At 65.2% G+C, this 17,358-nt stretch carries 14 protein-coding genes; 8 read left to right on the top strand and 6 right to left on the bottom strand.

The features are described 5' to 3' along the window. Positions 1-68: 68 nt before the first annotated feature. From CDV46_RS07075 to CDV46_RS07055, 5 genes are all read left to right on the top strand, one after another. Positions 69-3,101, top strand: a complete 3,033-nt coding sequence (locus CDV46_RS07075) for a xanthine dehydrogenase family protein molybdopterin-binding subunit (RefSeq protein WP_249277743.1) — start codon at positions 69-71, stop codon at positions 3,099-3,101. Continuing rightward, positions 3,098-3,820: a (2Fe-2S)-binding protein gene (locus tag CDV46_RS07070; protein WP_087722185.1), complete on the top strand. Its 723-nt coding sequence runs from the start codon at positions 3,098-3,100 to the stop codon at positions 3,818-3,820. Before CDV46_RS07075 ends, CDV46_RS07070 begins: the two co-directional genes overlap by 4 nt. Positions 3,821-4,011: 191 nt before the next feature. Next, complete coding sequence (locus tag CDV46_RS07065; RefSeq protein ID WP_087722203.1) at positions 4,012-5,268, top strand: cytochrome c; 1,257 nt, start codon at positions 4,012-4,014, stop codon at positions 5,266-5,268. Between the two features lie 122 nt (positions 5,269-5,390). Beyond that, positions 5,391-6,080: a helix-turn-helix transcriptional regulator gene (locus tag CDV46_RS07060; protein WP_087722202.1), complete on the top strand. Its 690-nt coding sequence runs from the start codon at positions 5,391-5,393 to the stop codon at positions 6,078-6,080. 163 nt (positions 6,081-6,243) lie between these two features. Then, positions 6,244-6,621 (top strand): VOC family protein, encoded by a 378-nt coding sequence (locus CDV46_RS07055; protein ID WP_087722184.1) that lies wholly within the window; start codon positions 6,244-6,246, stop codon positions 6,619-6,621. Positions 6,622-6,627: 6 nt separating this feature from the next. On the opposite strand, the gene msrA is transcribed toward CDV46_RS07055, so the two are convergent. The 3 genes from msrA to msrB form a co-directional block, all read right to left on the bottom strand. After that, entirely contained in the window at positions 6,628-7,446 is an 819-nt protein-coding gene (msrA, locus tag CDV46_RS07050; RefSeq protein WP_087722183.1) for a peptide-methionine (S)-S-oxide reductase MsrA, read from the bottom strand. A 19-nt stretch (positions 7,447-7,465) separates the two neighbouring features. Beyond that, positions 7,466-9,346: a cytochrome c biogenesis protein DipZ gene (locus tag CDV46_RS07045; protein WP_087722182.1), complete on the bottom strand. Its 1,881-nt coding sequence runs from the start codon at positions 9,344-9,346 to the stop codon at positions 7,466-7,468. A 127-nt stretch (positions 9,347-9,473) separates the two neighbouring features. After that, positions 9,474-10,088, bottom strand: coding sequence for a peptide-methionine (R)-S-oxide reductase MsrB (msrB, locus tag CDV46_RS07040; protein ID WP_170936116.1), 615 nt, complete (start codon positions 10,086-10,088; stop codon positions 9,474-9,476). Between the two features lie 278 nt (positions 10,089-10,366). Here msrB and CDV46_RS07035 point away from each other — a divergent pair, with 278 nt between their 5' ends. After that, positions 10,367-11,110 (top strand): response regulator transcription factor, encoded by a 744-nt coding sequence (locus tag CDV46_RS07035; protein WP_058377568.1) that lies wholly within the window; start codon positions 10,367-10,369, stop codon positions 11,108-11,110. Beyond that, entirely contained in the window at positions 11,110-12,618 is a 1,509-nt protein-coding gene (locus CDV46_RS07030; RefSeq protein WP_087691652.1) for a sensor histidine kinase, read from the top strand. The genes CDV46_RS07035 and CDV46_RS07030 overlap by 1 nt, the downstream gene beginning before the upstream one ends. Here the strand turns inward: CDV46_RS07030 and CDV46_RS27270 are convergent. Then, positions 12,602-13,777 (bottom strand): hypothetical protein, encoded by a 1,176-nt coding sequence (locus CDV46_RS27270; RefSeq protein WP_087722181.1) that lies wholly within the window; start codon positions 13,775-13,777, stop codon positions 12,602-12,604. The genes CDV46_RS07030 and CDV46_RS27270 overlap by 17 nt on opposite strands. A gap of 255 nt (positions 13,778-14,032) precedes the next feature. On the opposite strand from CDV46_RS27270, the gene CDV46_RS07020 reads away from it, so the two are divergent. Beyond that, complete coding sequence (locus tag CDV46_RS07020) at positions 14,033-14,560, top strand: eCIS core domain-containing protein (protein ID WP_254915956.1); 528 nt, start codon at positions 14,033-14,035, stop codon at positions 14,558-14,560. Here the strand turns inward: CDV46_RS07020 and CDV46_RS07015 are convergent. Together CDV46_RS07015 and CDV46_RS07010 are read right to left on the bottom strand one after the other, a co-directional pair. Further along, positions 14,557-16,569, bottom strand: coding sequence for a sensor histidine kinase (locus CDV46_RS07015; RefSeq protein WP_087722180.1), 2,013 nt, complete (start codon positions 16,567-16,569; stop codon positions 14,557-14,559). The genes CDV46_RS07020 and CDV46_RS07015 overlap by 4 nt on opposite strands. Next, complete coding sequence (locus tag CDV46_RS07010; RefSeq protein ID WP_087691617.1) at positions 16,479-17,237, bottom strand: response regulator transcription factor; 759 nt, start codon at positions 17,235-17,237, stop codon at positions 16,479-16,481. The genes CDV46_RS07015 and CDV46_RS07010 overlap by 91 nt, the downstream gene beginning before the upstream one ends. Positions 17,238-17,358: the final 121 nt, after the last annotated feature.

Here is a 17,358-nt window from a genome sequence, read left to right as displayed (position 1 = left end):
CGTACCCCCGGCCGACGGACGGAACGCTTATGCCGCGCCTGCCAAGAAAACACTGTCCGCCAGCGGCAATGTCGAGCGATGATGCTCGCTCATCTGCTGCTTCCGATACCCCCCAGACCCCCGATACCTCAAGTCCCTCAGGCTTCGCCCTGTCGCGACGCGGCTTTCTCAAAGCTTCGGTGATCGCGGGCATTTCGGTCTACATCGCCCCGCTCGGCAGCCGCGCATTTGCCGCGCTGTTCGAAGACAAGAACCTCACCCCGGTCGCGTGGGATGCCGCCACGGGCCAAGCCAAATTCCGTATCGACGGCACGGCCAAAGTCACCGGCGCGAAGATTTTCGCGCGCGACGTGCGTGCCGCCGATATGCCCGGCTGGCCGAAGCAGCAGGCGCATGCGTTCGTGCTGCGCGCGACGCAGGCCGACCGGCCCTATCTCGGCTTCGATCTCGCGCGGCTCGACGACGGGCTGAAGCCCGATCGCGTGGTGACAGCCGATGATCTGGCGCGCGACGGTGTCGCATTTCCAGAGTTTTATGGCGACGACATGCTGCTGCCTGCGGGCAAGACGCCGGCCTATCTCGGCCATGCCGTGGCGATTCTGATCTATCACGACTTCGCGCGTTTTCGCTTCGCCAAGGACAAGCTCAAGTTCCACGACGAAATCATTCGCTACGGCGAAGTGAGCGGCCCGCTGGAACGCGATCCGTGGGGCACCTTCCGCTTTGTGCGCGTGGGCGGAAAGACGGCCTACGACGACGATATCTATTCGAGCCTGAAAGATGCACCGATCTTCCCGAGCATGATGCGCAAGCATCTGCCGGTGTGGCCCGACGGTAACGATCACGGCAAGCTCGACGAGCAGGGCATGGCTTACGCGGGCAAGATCGGCGAGTCGCTGACGCACCCGCCGGGCGACTGGCTTGTGATGTCGCGCGAGTACCGCACGCAGTCGGTCGACACGGCGGCGCTCGAACCCGACAACGCCAACTGCTGGTACGACGCCAGCACGCAGACGCTGCACATGGTCGTGCCGACACAGTCGCCGTCCGAAGTGGCCGAGAATGCGGCTGCGATGGTGGCCAAGGGGCACTTTCCGGTCAAGCGCCTGATCGTCTACCCGTGCTACACGGTCGGCTACGGTTCGAAAGACCACTACAACATGCCGTTCTACGGGCTGGCCGCTGCGATGTACGGCGACGGACTGCCCGTGCGGCTCGCTAACGACCGCTACGAACAGTTTCAAACCTCGCTCAAGCGCCACGCCTTCACGATGCGCTATCGCATCGGTGTCGACAAAACGAGCGGCCTGTTGCAGGCGTTTGCTGCCGACATGGAATGTAACGGCGGCGGGCGCATGAACTTCTCGCCGTCGGTGGCCATGGTCGGCGCCACAGCAGCGCAGTCGATCTACTACTTCCCGCAGAGCGATCTGGCGAGCGTGGCGATTGCCTCGCGCGCCATCGACGCGGGCTCGGCACGCGGCTACGGCACGTTGCAGTCGATGGCGGCCACCGAAATGATGATCGACGAAATGGCCGCGCAACTGGGGCTGGACGCGATCGATTTCCGCATGAAGAACGCACTTCGTTCGGGCATGAAGAACACGCAGGGCGCGATTCCTGCGGGTGCCGTGCGCGTCGATGAAGTGCTCGCGAAAGCCAAGGCGCATCCGCTCTGGACGCAGCGCGACAAGAAGAAGGCCGAGTACGAAGCGGCGCATCCGGGCCGCCGCTACGGCGTGGGCTTCGCGTGCGTGCAGAAGGACTTCGGCACCGGCGCAGAGACCTCGTTCGCACGGGTGGAGATCGACGATCAGGGCAAGATCAGCCTGCATCACACGGCGGCCGAAATCGGCACCGGGACATCGACGTCTCAGGCCGTGGCCGTCGCGAAGTGGCTTGGCATGCCGGCCACCGACGTGCACATCGCCATCACCGACTGGCCGGAGTTGCCGGTCGTCACGAGTGGTGACCCGTACCTGATGTCGCAGGCCGATCAGGACAAATTGGCGGCGAACCCGCGCTGGTCGCCGGGTTACGCGTCGCCGTCGAGCGCGACGAATTCGGCGTTCTATTTCACGCACAGCACGCGCGAAGCGGCGCGACTGCTGTTTATGCAAGGGCTTTGGCCGGCGGCGCTGTCGATCTGGCGCCGGGGGCTTGGCGGTGGTCAGGCGGCACCGCTCGTGGTGCGTGTGGAAGACGCGCGCTGGGTCGAGGGCAAGCTCTCGGCCGCTGGCATGGAAGCGTTGCCGCTGGCCATGATCGCGAAGACGGCCCACGAAATGGGGCTGGTGACGGGCGCGACCGTTCACGTGTTCAACCGCTGGCAGTGGGCAGAAGCCGACTGGGATCTGGGCGACGGCACGACGCAGCGCCTGCCGGTCGACGGCATTGCGTTGCGCTTCGGCAAGGGCGGTGCCAATGCACCGGCTGCGGCTCCGGCGTCCACACCCGCAGCCGCACCGGTGCAAGCGCCGGCGGGCAAGGGCAGTCATCGCAACAGCAGCAATGCGTCGGCGAAATCGGCTGCCGCAGCGCGTGCGGCGAACGCTTCTGCCACGCAGGTCGCAGCGCCCGTGCCGGCCACCGGCTATCGCGTGATCGACCGCAAGCGGGTGTTCTACCCGCCGGTGCAGCGCAACAACGCGGCGGTGACGTATTACAGCGCCGTCGGCACGCTGGTCGAACTCTCGGTGCATGAGGCGACGGGCAAGGTCGAGTTGCTGACGCACCACTCCATCATGGAGTGCGGCAATCAGATTTCGCCGCAGTTGGTGTCCGGTCAGTTGCAGGGCGGTCTCGCCATGGGTATCGGCCACGCGTTGCACGAGTACCTGCCGCTCTATGAAGACGGCCCGGGCAACGGCACGTGGAACTTCAACCGCTATCACCTGCCGCGCGCAACCGATGTTGCCGTGTGGACGCAGACCGGTGAAGTGCTGCCACCGATTTCCGAATCCGATGTGCCCAAGGGCATCGCCGAAGTGGTGATGATTCCCGTGGTGGGCGCGATTGTGAACGGCCTCGCGCATGCGATCGGCCATCGTTTTACTGACTTGCCGGTGACACCGGAGAAGATCCAGGAGGTACTGGCATGACGGACACGACAAACGCCCCTCAAGCGGCGTCGAACGCTGCGGGCAGCGCGGCAGCGGGTGCAGGACAATCGATCACTGGCGCCTCGGCACCGGCCGCGGCAAGTGGCGCAGGCTCGGAGAATGGCGGCGCGTCGGCGCAGGCAACACCCGCAACTACCGGCAACGGCAAAGCGCCTTGGGATGTCTTGCCGGTGACGGTAAAGGTCAACGGCGTCTCACATGGGCCAACCGATGTGCCGGCGGGTCTGATGATGATCGACTACCTGCACGAGACGCTCGGGCTGACCGGCTCGCGTCTGGGCTGCGGACAAGGCATTTGCCACGCCTGCGTGGTGATCGTCGATCATGCCGACGGCAGCAGCGAAACGGTGCGCACCTGCATCACCGGCGCGAACTACTTCGACGGCAAGACGGTGAGAACGGTCGAAGGACACGCCACCCACGATGCCGACGGCAAAGTGACGCTGGCCCCGATTCAGCAAGCGTTTCTCGATCACTTCAGTTTCCAGTGCGGCTACTGCACGCCCGGTTTCGTGAACGCGGCGACGGTGCTCATCGAAAAACTGAAACGCAAACCGGTGGCGCGCGCCGATCTCGAGGCTGCCATTACCGAAGGGCTCAACGACCATATTTGCCGTTGCACCGGGTATGTGCGCTATTACGAGGCCGTGCGCGACGTCGTTCTGAAGACGCCCGGCTGTCTGACCGACGCGAAGTGAGAGGACACGCCATGAACCTGAATCGTGTCACCTCTTCGTCCTTGCCGTCCTCACTGCATCAGTTGAGCCGGCTGAGCCGCTTGGGCGCGAGTGCGGTTTGCGTCGCGGCGGCGCTGCTGCTCGCGGCGTGCAACGACTCGACCTCGCCCAAGCCCCCCGACCCTTCGCAGCCGCCGCAACCCAAGACGTCGATGATGCCGTCGCTCGTCACGAGCGCGATGGCGGCCGATGCGCCGGCGTCCGGTGCTTCGGCGGCTGCCAGTGCTGCGGGAACCGGCAACGCAACGGCCGTCGTCATGACGCCGGGTAACCCGGCGCCGCCGGAACTGGTTGCACGCGGCAAATACCTCGCGCGCGCGGCCGATTGCGCGGCGTGCCACACGAGCGCCGACGGTGCGCCGTTTGCCGGTGGCGTGCCGCTCAAGTCGCCGTTCGGCACGTTCTACGGCACCAACATCACGCCGGACAAGGCCAACGGCATCGGCAACTGGACGGCCGACGATTTCTATCGCGCCCTGCACGATGGCAAAGCGCCGGACAAGGTGCTGTATCCGGCCATGCCGTACACGTCGTACCGGCAGATGACGCGTGCCGACAGCGATGCGATCTACGCCTATCTGATGTCGGTGAAGCCGGTCGCCGTGGCCAATCGGAAGCACGATCTCTCGTTCCCGTACAACATGCGTTTCGGCATGCGCTTCTGGGACTGGATCTTCCTCCAGGACACGTTGCCCGATGCATCGAAGGGCCAGTCTGCCGATTGGTTGCGCGGCCGCTACCTTGCCAATGCGCTCGGTCACTGTGCGGAGTGCCATACGCCGCGCGGCACGTTCGGGCAACTCGATAGCGCGAAGCCGCTCGGCGGTGCCGCACTCGCCCGTATCGCTGCGCCGGACCTGACGCCCGAAGCGCTCGCTGCACGTGGCTGGACGTTGAAGGACTTGCAGACGTTCTTCGGCACGGGTGTCGCGCCGCAGGGCTCGGCCTTCGGCGAGATGTATCCGGTCGTGCATTTGAGCTCGCAGTATCTGACGCCGGATGACTTGCGCTCGTTGAGCACCTACCTGCTGGGCGATGCACCGCCTGCACCGACGCCGTTGCCGGCGAGTCCGGATACCAGCAAGCTCGTCGCGGGACGCAATATGTACCTCGCGGTATGTGCCGGTTGTCACGCGGCGGACGGCACGGGCAAGCCGCACGTTGCCGTGCCGATGCTGGGCAATTCGACCGTGCGTCAGAAGGACCCGCGCAACCTGATCGTGGCGATTCTCGACGGTATCGAGCCGCAGAAATTCCCGGGGCTCGAAGCCATGCAGGACATGCCCGGTTTCGACAAGCGGCTGACGGACGCACAGATTTCCGAACTGACCAACTACCTGCGCGTGGCCTACGGCGGTCAGCCCGGCGATGTGAACTCGGAAATCGTCAAGCAACTGCGGCAGAAGTAATCCGCGGCAAGTGCAACGAGGATCAGGGCCACGGCTGTGATCTTTGATGGGGAAAGCGCACGTTTCGACCGAACGGTTGAACGTGCGCTTTTTTCGTTCTGATCGGGCGCATAATGCGCGCCATGTCCCGCACACAACGTCTTTTCTCTCTGATGCAACTGCTGCGCCGTCACCGGTATCCGGTGGCGGGGGCGTCGCTCGCCGAATCGCTGGGCGTAAGCCTGCGCACCCTTTATCGCGACATTGCGACCTTGCAGGCGCAGGGCGCGCATATCGAGGGCGCGCCGGGGCTGGGCTATGTGCTCAAGCCGGGCTTCATGCTGCCGCCGCTGATGTTCTCCGAAGAGGAGATCGAAGCCATCGTGCTGGGGTCGCGCTGGGTGGCCAATCGTACGGATGGCGCGTTGGCCGATGCGGCGGGCAACGCGCTCGCGAAGATCGCCGCCGTGCTGCCGGCCGATCTGCGCGCGTCGCTCGAGGCCTCGACACTGCTCATCGGGCCGGGCGATCCGCTGCCGCCGATGACCGTCGATCTGACCGTCATTCGCGAGGCGATTCGCACCGAGCGCAAGTTGCATCTGGCGTATCGCGACGAAGCCGGTAAAACGTCGGAGCGCGTGATCTGGCCGTTCGCACTGGGCTTCTTCGAGCGCGTGCGCATGGTCGTTGCGTGGTGCGAATTGCGCGACGGGTTCCGGCATTTTCGCGCCGACCGCATCGAGGCGATGACCGTGTCGGCGGCGCGTTATCCGCGCGGCCGCCGCTCACTGCTCAAGGCGTGGCGGGAGACGACGGGGCGGCACGGAGAGTGACAGGAAATGACGGTAAGTTGTCTGTCGACTACTGACAAAAACTGACAGCATGTCCTTCTACGATACGGGCAATGACGACGCACACCGAGATGTCCGGTGCGTGAGAAACGTCAGTTGATACGTTAGTGAATACGTCAGTTATCCAAATCGACAGGAGCTAGTCATGCTGCATCCGAATATGGTCATTCTGTATGTTGCCAATACCGCTGTGAGCGCTGCGTTTTACGCCGATCTGCTCGACCGTCAACCGGTCGACACGTCGCCGGGTTTTGCGCTGTTCGTGTTTCCGTCAGGACTGAAGCTGGGCCTGTGGGCGAAGCACACGGTGGTGCCGACCGTGATTGCGCCGCCGGGCGGCAGCGAAGTGGTGCTGCCGGTAGCGTCCAACGAGCAGGTGGACGCCACCCATGTGGACTGGAGCGCTCGCGGCATCACGATTCTGCAAGCGCCCACCACGATGGATTTCGGCCGCACGTTCGTGGCGTCCGATCCCGACGGTCACCGTCTGCGCGTGTACAAGCTGGCGGATGATCCGAAGTAAGGGGGCTTAGGACGCCGACGCCGTCTTCACCAGCACCGGCGTATCGCGATACTGCGTGGGGAACATCCGCTTGAGGTCTTTCACCTTGGGCAGGTCGTTGATCACGATGTACGGATACGTCGGGTGCTCGGTCAGAAAGTCCTGATGGTAGCCCTCGGCCGCATAGAAGCCCGTGTACTTCTCGACCTTCGTCGCAATCGGCTTCGTGAACGCGTGCGAGGCGTCGAGTTGCACGATATAGGCTTCGGCCACGCGGCGCTGCGCGTCATTCATCGGGAACACGGCCGAGCGATATTGCGTGCCGCTATCCGGGCCCTGACGATTGAGTTCGGTCGGGTTGTGGGCGACCGAGAAGTAGATTTGCAGCAGCTTGCCGTATGACACCTTCTGCGGATCGAACGTGACTTCGACCGATTCGGCGTGGCCGGTGCTGCCGCTGCTCACGGTTTCGTAGTCGGCCGTTTTTGCGGTGCCGCCTGCGTAACCGGAAACGGCTTTCGTCACGCCTTGTACGTGCTGGAAGACCCCTTGCACGCCCCAGAAGCAGCCGCCCGCGAAGACCGCAGTTTCGGTGCGTGCGCCGGTGGCCGGCTCGTCCAGTTTGGGGGCCGCGATCGACACGGCCGGCTCGGCACCGCCGAAGGCGTAAGCGCCAACCTGCCATGTGAAGACACCGGCGGCGACGGCTGCGGCCGCCAGCAGCGACCGGCGCAGGCCCGAGGCCAGTGCGGCAGCGCGCTTGGTAGCATGCTTGGCGGGCGTGGCGGAGTTAGCGGAGGTAGCGGAGGTGGCCGGTGCAGTGTGTTGCGGATGATGCTTGTTCATCTGAAGACTCCCGATTCGATTAACCGAACGTGAAGGCATACGCCGACACACCCGGGTCAAGAAACTCGATGCTGAAGGTACGGTCGCTCACGTCGCCGGACTGGCGCACGAGCTGATACAACCGCTGCGAGGTCACGGTGCCGGTGCCGTCTGCGGCGACGTCAGTACCGTGGGCATCACCGGGTGCCTGACCATCGACCGTCACGCGAAAACGCACCGGTTTGCCGTTGGCGTCCGGGCCCAGTACCAGATGCAAGTCGCGGGCATGGAAGCGGTAGACGATGCGGGCACCGGCGTGCGTGGCCGTTGCCTGTTCGGCACCCACCTTCCACGAGCCGCCAAGGCCCCACGCGTTGAGCGACGGTGTCGTCGGTGCGCGGTAGTCGTTTGCCTGATTGCGCAATGCACCGCCCGGCGACGCGAAGTTTTCGGCCCGCTCGTAGCCGACATAAGTTTCGGGCGAGCGCACGTCGCGCATATCGGCTGCCTGTTGAATGCCGCTGGCCTGCACGTCCGAGAGGCCGCTGGCCACCTGCGTGGCGCCGGCTTCGCGCAGCAGTTGCTGGATCACGCGCTCCGACTCGGCATAGTTGCCTTCGCCGAAGTGGTGATAACGCACGCGTCCCTGCGCGTCGATGAAGTAATGCGCGGGCCAGTACTGGTTGTTGAAGCCGCGCCAGATCGCATAGTTGTTATCGATGGCGACCGGATAGTCGACGCCGAGGTCATGAACGGCTTTCTTGACGTTGCCGATATCGCGCTCGAAGGCGAATTCCGGGGCGTGCACGCCGATGACGACGAGGCCCTGATCGCGATACTTCTGCGCCCATGCCTTCACGTACGGAAGCGTGCGCAGGCAGTTGATGCAGGAGTATGTCCAGAAGTCGACGAGCACGACCTTGCCACGCAGCGACTCTGCGGTCAGCGGCGGCGAATTGAGCCACTGCACGGCACCGTCGAGCGACGGCAACTGACCTTCGACCGGCAACGGCGCAGGCTCGGTCGCGGCCGTGCGCGTCATGGCGTTGCCCGCGTTGCCAGTGTTGCCAGTGTTATTGGCGCTTTGGCTGCCAGCGCCCGTCTCAGCGGCGGCGGCATCGCCTGCACCGGCACCATTGCCTGCACCATTCCCAGCACTATTCCCAGCACCACGGCGGGCACCCAACTGGTCGACCAGCTTCTGTTCGATGCCACCCGTCGAGGCGGTCGAGAGTTGGGCCAGCACGCCGGTATCGAGACCGAGCGCAATCGCGGCGACACCGGCGAGCATGAGGCCGCCGAGCGCGCGGCGAATCCATTCACCGGCACCGAGCGAGCGTTTCATGGCGGCGAACACACGGCCACCCACGAGCAATGCCAAAGCGAGCGACGTGGCGGCACCGGCGGCGTACGCGATCAGCAGCAGCGTCGTGCCGACACTGGCGCCTTGCAGTGCCGCGCCGGTGAGCAGCAGCCCGAGAATCGGACCGGCGCACGGGGCCCACAGCAGGCCGGTGGCAATGCCCAGCAGGAACGATGCCCCCGGACGCGTCCCCGCCGTGGCGGCGTCGCTGGCTTGCCCGTCACCTTGGGCCGATTGCGACAGCCGGTCGCCCAGCGAGACGAGCGGATGGGTCAGGCGTTCGGACAACTTCGGGAACAGCAGTGTGGCGCCGAACAACGCGACCAGCGCGAGGGCGAGCCAGCGGCCGTACTGGTTGGCCTGCACGACCCAACTGCCACCGACGGCGGCGAGCGTGGCGACGAGCGCAAACATCAGCACCATACCGGCGAGCATCGGCAGCACGCTGCGCGAGAACGACTGTCCGGCGCGCGAGAAGACGAACGGCAGCACCGGCAGAATGCATGGACTGACGATGGTCAGGATCCCGCCGAGATAGGCGAGGATGAGCAAGGTCATGAAAGCGCTCCTTTAGCGTGGTCCGGCGGGGCCGGAGGATTAGCGTGTTGTCAGGTTGTTGTCCGCTGGTTGTCCGCGTGTTGCCAGCGGGTTGCCGACTCGTTGCCGGCTTGTTTCCCGTGCGCTATCAAGCGGGCTGCGGGCGGAACGTCATGGCCAGACCGTTCATGCAGTAGCGCAGGCCGGTCGGCTTCGGGCCGTCGTCGAAGACATGCCCCAGATGGCCGCCACAGCGCCGGCAGTGCACTTCCGTGCGGGTCATGCCGAAGCTCGTGTCGGTATGGGTGGCCACGGCGTTGTCGAGCGGCGTCCAAAAGCTCGGCCAGCCGGTATGGCTGTCGAACTTGGTGCGCGACGAGAACACCGGCAGGGCACAACCGGCGCAGAAGAACGTGCCGGTACGGTGTTCGTCGTTGAGCGGGCTCGAATACGGGCGCTCGGTGCCTTCCTGACGCAGAATCTCGTACTGGCCGGGTGTCAGGCGTTTGCGCCATTCGGCGTCGCTGTAGGCCACTTCGAAGTGTTCGGGGGCGCTGGCGCGCCGGGCATCGTCGGCACGGGCCGGGCGCACGAGGCGTGGCACGAGTCCGACGGCCACGGCGGCGGCCGCTGCCGTGGTGCTGAGCAGGAACAGGCGGCGCGACGTCGCTGGGCGAGTCGCAGCAGCAGTGCTGGCAGCGCTGCCAGCGGTAGCGACGGGCTGGGCGGCCTTCTGGGACGGCGTCTGGTCGGACAACTTCATGGCATCCTCCGGTGAGTGGGGCCGATCCGGCGCCGGGGCTGACGTGCCCGGCCCTCGCAAGACCTGGGGGGCGCGGGGGCCGGGCGCATCAGCGGTACGGCGTTGCAGCGCATTACCTTGGTAGAGCGGGTGCTGGCGCCGGATCGATGACTGAAGGGTAGTGCGTCCGTGATGGCAAAGTCCTCACGTAAGATTAAACAATTCGTGATACCTCAAAGGGCCTGAACTGCGCACAATGAGGTCACCCAGACCCACCTTTCCCGGGAGTTCCCCCTACGATGGATTCGCCGCGCCGTGTCCTGCTCGTCGAAGACGACGTGCATATCGCCGATCTGCTCACGCTGCACCTGCGCGACGAACGCTTTGACGTCGTGCATTGCGCCGATGGCGACGAGGGCTTGCGGCGCCTGTCCGAAGGCGGTTGGGACGCCCTGATTCTCGACCTGATGCTGCCCGGCGTCGATGGCCTCGAAATCTGCCGCCGCGCGCGGGAAATGACCCGCTACACGCCGATCATCATCACCAGTGCCCGGGCAAGCGAAGTGCACCGCATTCTCGGGCTGGAACTGGGCGCGGACGACTATCTCGCCAAGCCGTTTTCGGTGCTGGAACTGGTCGCACGGGTCAAGGCGCTGATGCGCCGGGTCGATGCGCTCGCCCGAAACGCCCGCATGGAAGCGGGCAGTCTGGCGGTGGCGGGCCTGTTCATCGATCCGATCGCCCGCGAGGCGACGCTGGGCGGCAAGCTGCTCGACCTGACGCCGCGCGAATTCGACCTGTTGTACTTCTTCGCCCGCCAGCCGGGCAAAGTGTTCTCGCGCATGGACCTGCTCAATGCCGTCTGGGGCTACCAGCACGAAGGCTACGAGCACACCGTCAATACCCACATCAACCGCCTGCGCGCGAAGATCGAAGCCGATCCCGCGCAGCCGGCCCGCATTCTCACGGTCTGGGGGCGTGGCTACAAATTCGCCAGCGATGCGACGCCCGAAGGCAATTCGACCGACGCAGGGGCCGCATGATGACGCGCAAATGGAATCTCACACTCACGCAGCGGTTGTCGCTGGTTTTCGCGGCGCTGTTGCTGGTGTGCTGCGGCACGTCGGCCTGGTTGCAGGTGCGGGCAAACCGCATGCACGAGGCCGAAGTGATTCAGGGCCTCTCGCGTGGGCTGGCCGAGCACATCGCCGCCAACGCGCAACTGATGGACGCGAACGGCATGAAGCCGGACGCCGTGCGAAACCTGTTCGGGCAACTGATGGTGGTCAACCCGAGCGTCGAGGTGTATCTGCTCGACGAACAGGGGCGCATTACCGGACACGCAGCGCCGGAAGGACATCTGCGGCGCACGCAGATCGATCTGGCGCCGGTGCATCGGCTGATCGATGGCGAAGCGCTGCCGATTTATGGTGACGACCCGCGCAACACCGATGTGCGCAAGGTCTTCAGTGCCGCGCCGTTACGGGTGAACGGGCAGGAAGTGGGCTACATCTACGTGGTGCTGTTGGGCGAAGCGCATGACCGCTTTGCGGCGCGAGGCGCGACGAGTGCCGCGCTCAGTACCGCGCTGTGGTCGATCGGACTGGTCGCGGCGTTGTGCCTGATTGCCGGTCTGGCGGCGTTTGCGTGGATTACGCGCCCGCTGCGCCGGCTGACCGATACCGTGCGCGAGTTCGATATCGACGCGGCACCGGCGGCGCTGCCTGCCGTGTCAGCGGATGAACTGGCGTCGCAACAGGCGCGGCCGAACGACGAAATCGTGGTGCTGGAGCGCGCGTTCCGGCAGATGGTGGACCGGCTGGGCGAGCAATGGCGCACGCTGACGCGTCAGGATCAGGAGCGTCGCGAACTGATCGCCAATATCTCGCACGATCTGCGCACGCCGCTCTCGTCGCTGCACGGTTATCTGGAAACGTTGTCGCTCAAGGACGCCACGCTGGCACCGGCCGACCGTCGGCGTTATCTGGGCATCGCACTGGATCAGAGCCGCAAGGTGGGGGCACTGGCGCAGTCGCTGTTCGAGCTCGCGCGTCTTGAGCACGGTTTCGTACAGCCGGAAGCCGAGCCGTTCTCGGTGACCGATCTGATTCAGGACGTATTCCAGAAATTCGAGTTGAGCGCCGAGTCGCGCGGTGTCGCATTACGGGCGCAACTCGCACCGCAAGTGCCGACCGCGCGCGCCGATCTCGGGTTGATCGAGCGCGTGTTCACCAATCTGCTGGAGAACGCGTTGCGTTACACGCCGTCGGGCGGGGAGATCGTGGTAGCGGTGGCCCCGGCCGGGGCGGATATCGAAGTGCGGGTGAGCGACACGGGGCCGGGCATTCCGGAGAGTGCGCGCGAAGGCCTCTTCGAGCGGCCCTTTACGGTGGGCGGCGCCCGCCGCGAGGGCGGTCTGGGCCTGCGCATCGTGCATCGTATCCTGCAACTGCATGGCCGCCGCATCACGCTGGTGGAAACCAATGTTCAGCCGGGGCAGCCCGGTCATGCAGGGCAGGGCGCGACGTTCCGCTTTACTCTGCCGACGTAAGCTTGCCGTCGGCCGGCACCGGTGCTGCCGACGGGGCGGGTTCTGCGGCGGGCGCAGGTGCCGTCGCGCTTTCTTTGGCGGCACCCGGTGCCGCCGGCTTGTCGGTAGCGACCGGCGTGGCCGGTTCGAAATAGGTCAGTTTGCGCACGAAGACGTTCGCAAACGGGTCGACCTTCTCGCCTGCGCCGGACGGCGAGGTAATCACCACGCGCACGACGTTGCCGCGTTTGTCGTGGCGATAGTGATATTCCGAGACGTGACGCTCACCGGTTGCGGCGTCGGTGCGCGTGACGCGCATGAGTTCGTGACGCGGCGAGTATTCCGAGACTTCGTTATCCCACGCGAGCGGCAGCCACTGGCCGTCGATGAAGGCGGCAGCGCCTGTATCGCGCACGATCCGGCTGCCGTCGGGCTTGCGTTCCACGTTGGCAAACGTGCGATACGAGACGATTTTGGGGGCCGGACGGACCTTGCCGTCGGCGGTGACGATCTGGCGGGCTTCGTTGGGCGCTTCCCATTGCCGGGAGAGCACGAAGCACTCGTCGTCGAACAGACGCGCCTGCAAGCTGCCCTGACGGCGATGATGGGTGCCGTTGGCGCCGACGATGATGCGGCGGGTCCACTCGACGCGCTCGCCTTCCTGACGGACTTGCTCCTTCCACGTGCCGCGTCGTGCGGCGCCGTTCACGATCCATTCGTCCGCACCTTGCCATGCCACTGACGCGCCATCGACGCTCAGCAACCGGCCATCGGCGGCATACGTGTAGCGCCCGCGATCGGTGCTGGTGAGCAGATGTCCCTGCGGATCGAATTCCATCACGAAGCGATTGCCGTTATCGAGCGGGCCGACCTTGCCGGTCGTGCGGTCGTAGCTGGCAATGAAACGGGTTTCTTCGATACGGCGCACGCCTGCGGGAATGCCGCCGAAGTTGCGCATCAGGTCGTCTTCTTCGCGCAACGACGTCTGAACGCACCACGGCAGTGCAGCGGGCGCGGCGCTGGCGGCGTCGGTCGCGGCGGGTGAAGGCGTTGCAGGGGAGGTGCTGGCGGCGTTTGCCGGCTGGGCGGCAGGTGCCGTGAGGCGCGGCGGGCTGGCGGCGCAACCGGCCAGCAGGAGGACCAGTGCGAGAGAACCCAGGACAGGACGCGCGGAGAACACGGATCGGACAGGTCGGACAGATAAAGCGGACGTCATCACGAAAGGTTGCCGGAGAAATTTTTCCCCGATTGTACCGGCTCCGCGTGACACGTTCTCGGCTTCGCCCGGGCAGGGGGGGCAAATGGGGAGAAAGCGGGGGAAAGTGATGAGATCAAGCGCGCCCGGCAGAAATTTGTTTTTGCCACCATTGGGCCTTATGATTGCCCGGACGTTTCGACCTCATAGCGATGTTTTTCGGACGTAAGGGGAGTGGGCATGGGTGACCGGATGAGAAAGCCAGCGCAGTCTCAGGACGCGACACACGTCGTACAGGCCCGCTCGGCCGTGGCGGGTGGTGGCCAGTCCGACTTCGCGGACAACCGGCCCGAGGCCGAGGGGCTGCGCCAGTTGCAGGCCATGGCCGATAACAGCCCGCGCATGGTCGCGCAGCGTCAGGCGCAGGCGCCGATCAACCGCACGGGACTCCCCGATTCACTGAAATCCGGCGTCGAGTCGTTGTCCGGCATGAACATGGATCATGTGCGGGTGCACTATAACTCGTCGGCCCCGGCGCAGCTCAATGCCCACGCTTACGCGCAGGGCAGCGACATTCACCTCGGACCCGGTCAGGAGCAGCACCTGCCGCATGAAGCCTGGCACGTGGTGCAACAGGCACAGAACCGGGTGCGGCCAACAATGCAGTTGAAGGCCGGTGTGCCCGTCAATGACGACGAAGGGCTGGAGCGCGAAGCCGATGAAATGGGCACGAAAGCGCTGGCGTCCGGCAACCCGGCGACAGCCTAGCCGGCCCTCGTCGCCACGCGAACCAGCACCACCGTCGCACCGTTCTCCCGCAGCAACGCCATCGTGCCGCCCAGACGCTGCGCACGCCTGCGCATACTATGCAGGCCGGCGCCTGCGTGTTGGGTATCACTGCCGCCGCCAACGCTACTGCTGCTGCCAACCTCAAACCCCACGCCGTTATCTTCCACCCGCAAGGTGATCGCTTCGCCCTCGTCTCGCAAGTCGATGCGAACCCGGCTCGCGCGGCTGTGCTTGAGCACGTTCGTGAGCGCTTCCTGAAGAATACGCAGCAACTCCAGCGACTGGGCGGCGCTCAGCTCGCACTGCCCGATGCCTTCGAGCCGCCAATCGCATTCGATCTTCTGACTCTCGAACAGCACGGTGATCCGGTGCCGCAACGGTGCAATCTGTTCGGCCAGCGTCAGCCCGCCGTTCTGATGCGTGGCGGCCGTATCGATGACCATGCGCAACTCGTCGCGCAACTCCTTCAGCAAGCCGAGAAATCGCTCCGGCGGCAGCGTATGCGGTGCGTGTTCGATGGCGGCGATGCTCGATACCAGCGCACCGCCCAGACCGTCATGCAGGTCATGCGCGAGGTTCAGCCGTTCAGCCAGACGGGCGTTCGCGACTTCGAGTTCGTGCTGACGATTGAGCGTCAGCGCCAGTTCGTCGCGGGCGTCGTCCACCCGCACGCGCAACTCGTCGTTGAATTGGGCGATGCGACGCGCGTTCTCTGCGAAGCGCCGCGCCAGCACCACCGCCATGCCGATCATCAACACCTGCGACGTCTGCGCGGTGTAGTAGACATTGGACGCGAGCACCCCGAAGAACACCAGAAAGTCGTGCGTGCCGGCGATGACGAACGTCAGCGCACAAAGCGAGACCACACGCTGTTCAAGCTGCCGCTCGCGCCACGTGAGGGCGAAGAGCAGGATGCAACTCGCCAGATACGTCACGCCGGGGACGACCGCCCAGATGGCGCGTGTGCTCGCGATACTCTGGTGCGGCATGACCATTAGCCAGACCGCACCGGCGCCGAATATCGTCCACATGGCCGTTTCGATTCGCGGCATCCTGCGCCCGCAGAAGCGCAGCACGAACATCGTAAAGCAGCCGCAATACGCCAGAAAGGCAATCGAGACGAACACCTCCCACGCGTCGTTCGAGACCCAAGGCCAAGGGCGCGTGGCGACCTGATTGACCGCGTAAAGCCACCACGTGAACGACATTGCGCTGAACCAGCCGTAGGCGGTTTCTTCGCGCCGGTACAGCCACAGCGTGAGCACGAAGATGCCGAGCGTGATGGTGATGGCCAGACTGAAGAGTTGCAGGTCGCGCCGCACCCATCGTTCTTTTTCGTAGCGCGCGTGAATCTCGGCCGGCGCACCACGTACGACCGGGCCGAGCCCCGGGCTGTAGGCGGAAAGCCCGGACACGCGCACGAGCAACGTGTTGACGCCGGGGCGCAGCGCTGGCGCTTCCACCACCCAATAACGCGGGGTATTCCACGCGCGGGTGAGCGGTTCGACCAGCGAGTCGTCGCGAGAGAGGAGGCTGCCGTTCAGATAGACGGCCCCGGCCATGTTCAGATACTCCAGCAGCAAGCCGCGCGCCTGCGCGGGCGACGTCTCCTGCCACGTGAGCCGGTACCAGACCACGCCGTCGTAGTGCGGCCAGCGGGTGCTCCAGACATCCGGCAGCGTGACGCTCTCCCAGCCGGTCTCAGGCGGCTGCGTGGCATGCCAGTCGGCACCGGCCCGCACGGCTTCGATGCGCTCGAACGTCAGGGGACGAAGATCGATGTCCGCGCCCGGCAACTGCGCATGGGCGGCACCGGCAAGCAGACCGAAGATGGCAAAGAGATGGCGTAGCCGGAATTGGCGAAGTCGCAGGAAGTGCCGGAGCGCAGCAATCAGCGTCAGGGCAGCAAGCCGAACGTGCGGGCTTCGAACACGGCTTGCGTGCGCGAGTTGACCGCCAACTTCTTGTAGATGTTCTTGATGTGGCATGCGACCGTGAGACTTGAGATGGAGAGCAAGGCTGCAATCTCGCGGTTTGTCATGCCTTTGGCGACGAGCCCGAGAATCTCGATTTCTCGCGGGCTCAATGCCGGTGGCGCGTCGGCCGTTTGTGTCTGGCTTTGACCTTGAGCGGCCCCACTGGCCACACCGGCCACACCGGCCGCCGGCAGCGGCACGGCGGCCTGCGATGGCCGGGTGACGCCGACAAGGCTGAGAATGTGTCTGGCCACAAACGGATCGATCGGCGCGCCCCCGCGTAACGCGCTGCGAATCGATAGCGCGATCTCCGTATCGTCGCGCTCCTTGAGCAGATAGCCGGTGGCGCCCGTGCGCAACGCGCCCACGATGATCTGCTCGGTACTCCACGCGGAGATTACCAGAATCGGTAACGCCGGATCTCGGGCGTGAAGCTCGCCAATCAGGTCGATGCCACTGCCGTCGGGCAGGCCCACGTCGATGAGCGTGAGCGCGAACGGTTGATCGGCCAGAATCGCGCGCGCCTGCGCCAGACTGCCGGCCACGTGCACGGCGTCGTCCGTATAGCCGAGGGACGTGAGGATGCTGCGCATCCGCGTCTGGGTGGCGGGATCGTCTTCCACAAGCAACAGCGGGCCGGGCAGAACCGGCTCGGCAACGGCGGGCGTGCTGGCAGACATGGCGGTGTGGGGTATCGGCAAAAAGGGACTGACTGGTTAGGCAAATTAGCACACCGGCGTAACGGGCGCCCATCCCCGAAACAGGGGAGGCGGCGCGGCGCCCGGCTTCCCTTTGCTCCCC

Source organism: Pandoraea sp. PE-S2T-3, from assembly GCF_002179965.1.
Classification (GTDB): Bacteria; Pseudomonadota; Gammaproteobacteria; order Burkholderiales; family Burkholderiaceae; genus Pandoraea.
This window is presented reverse-complemented; position numbering and strand designations above follow the sequence as displayed.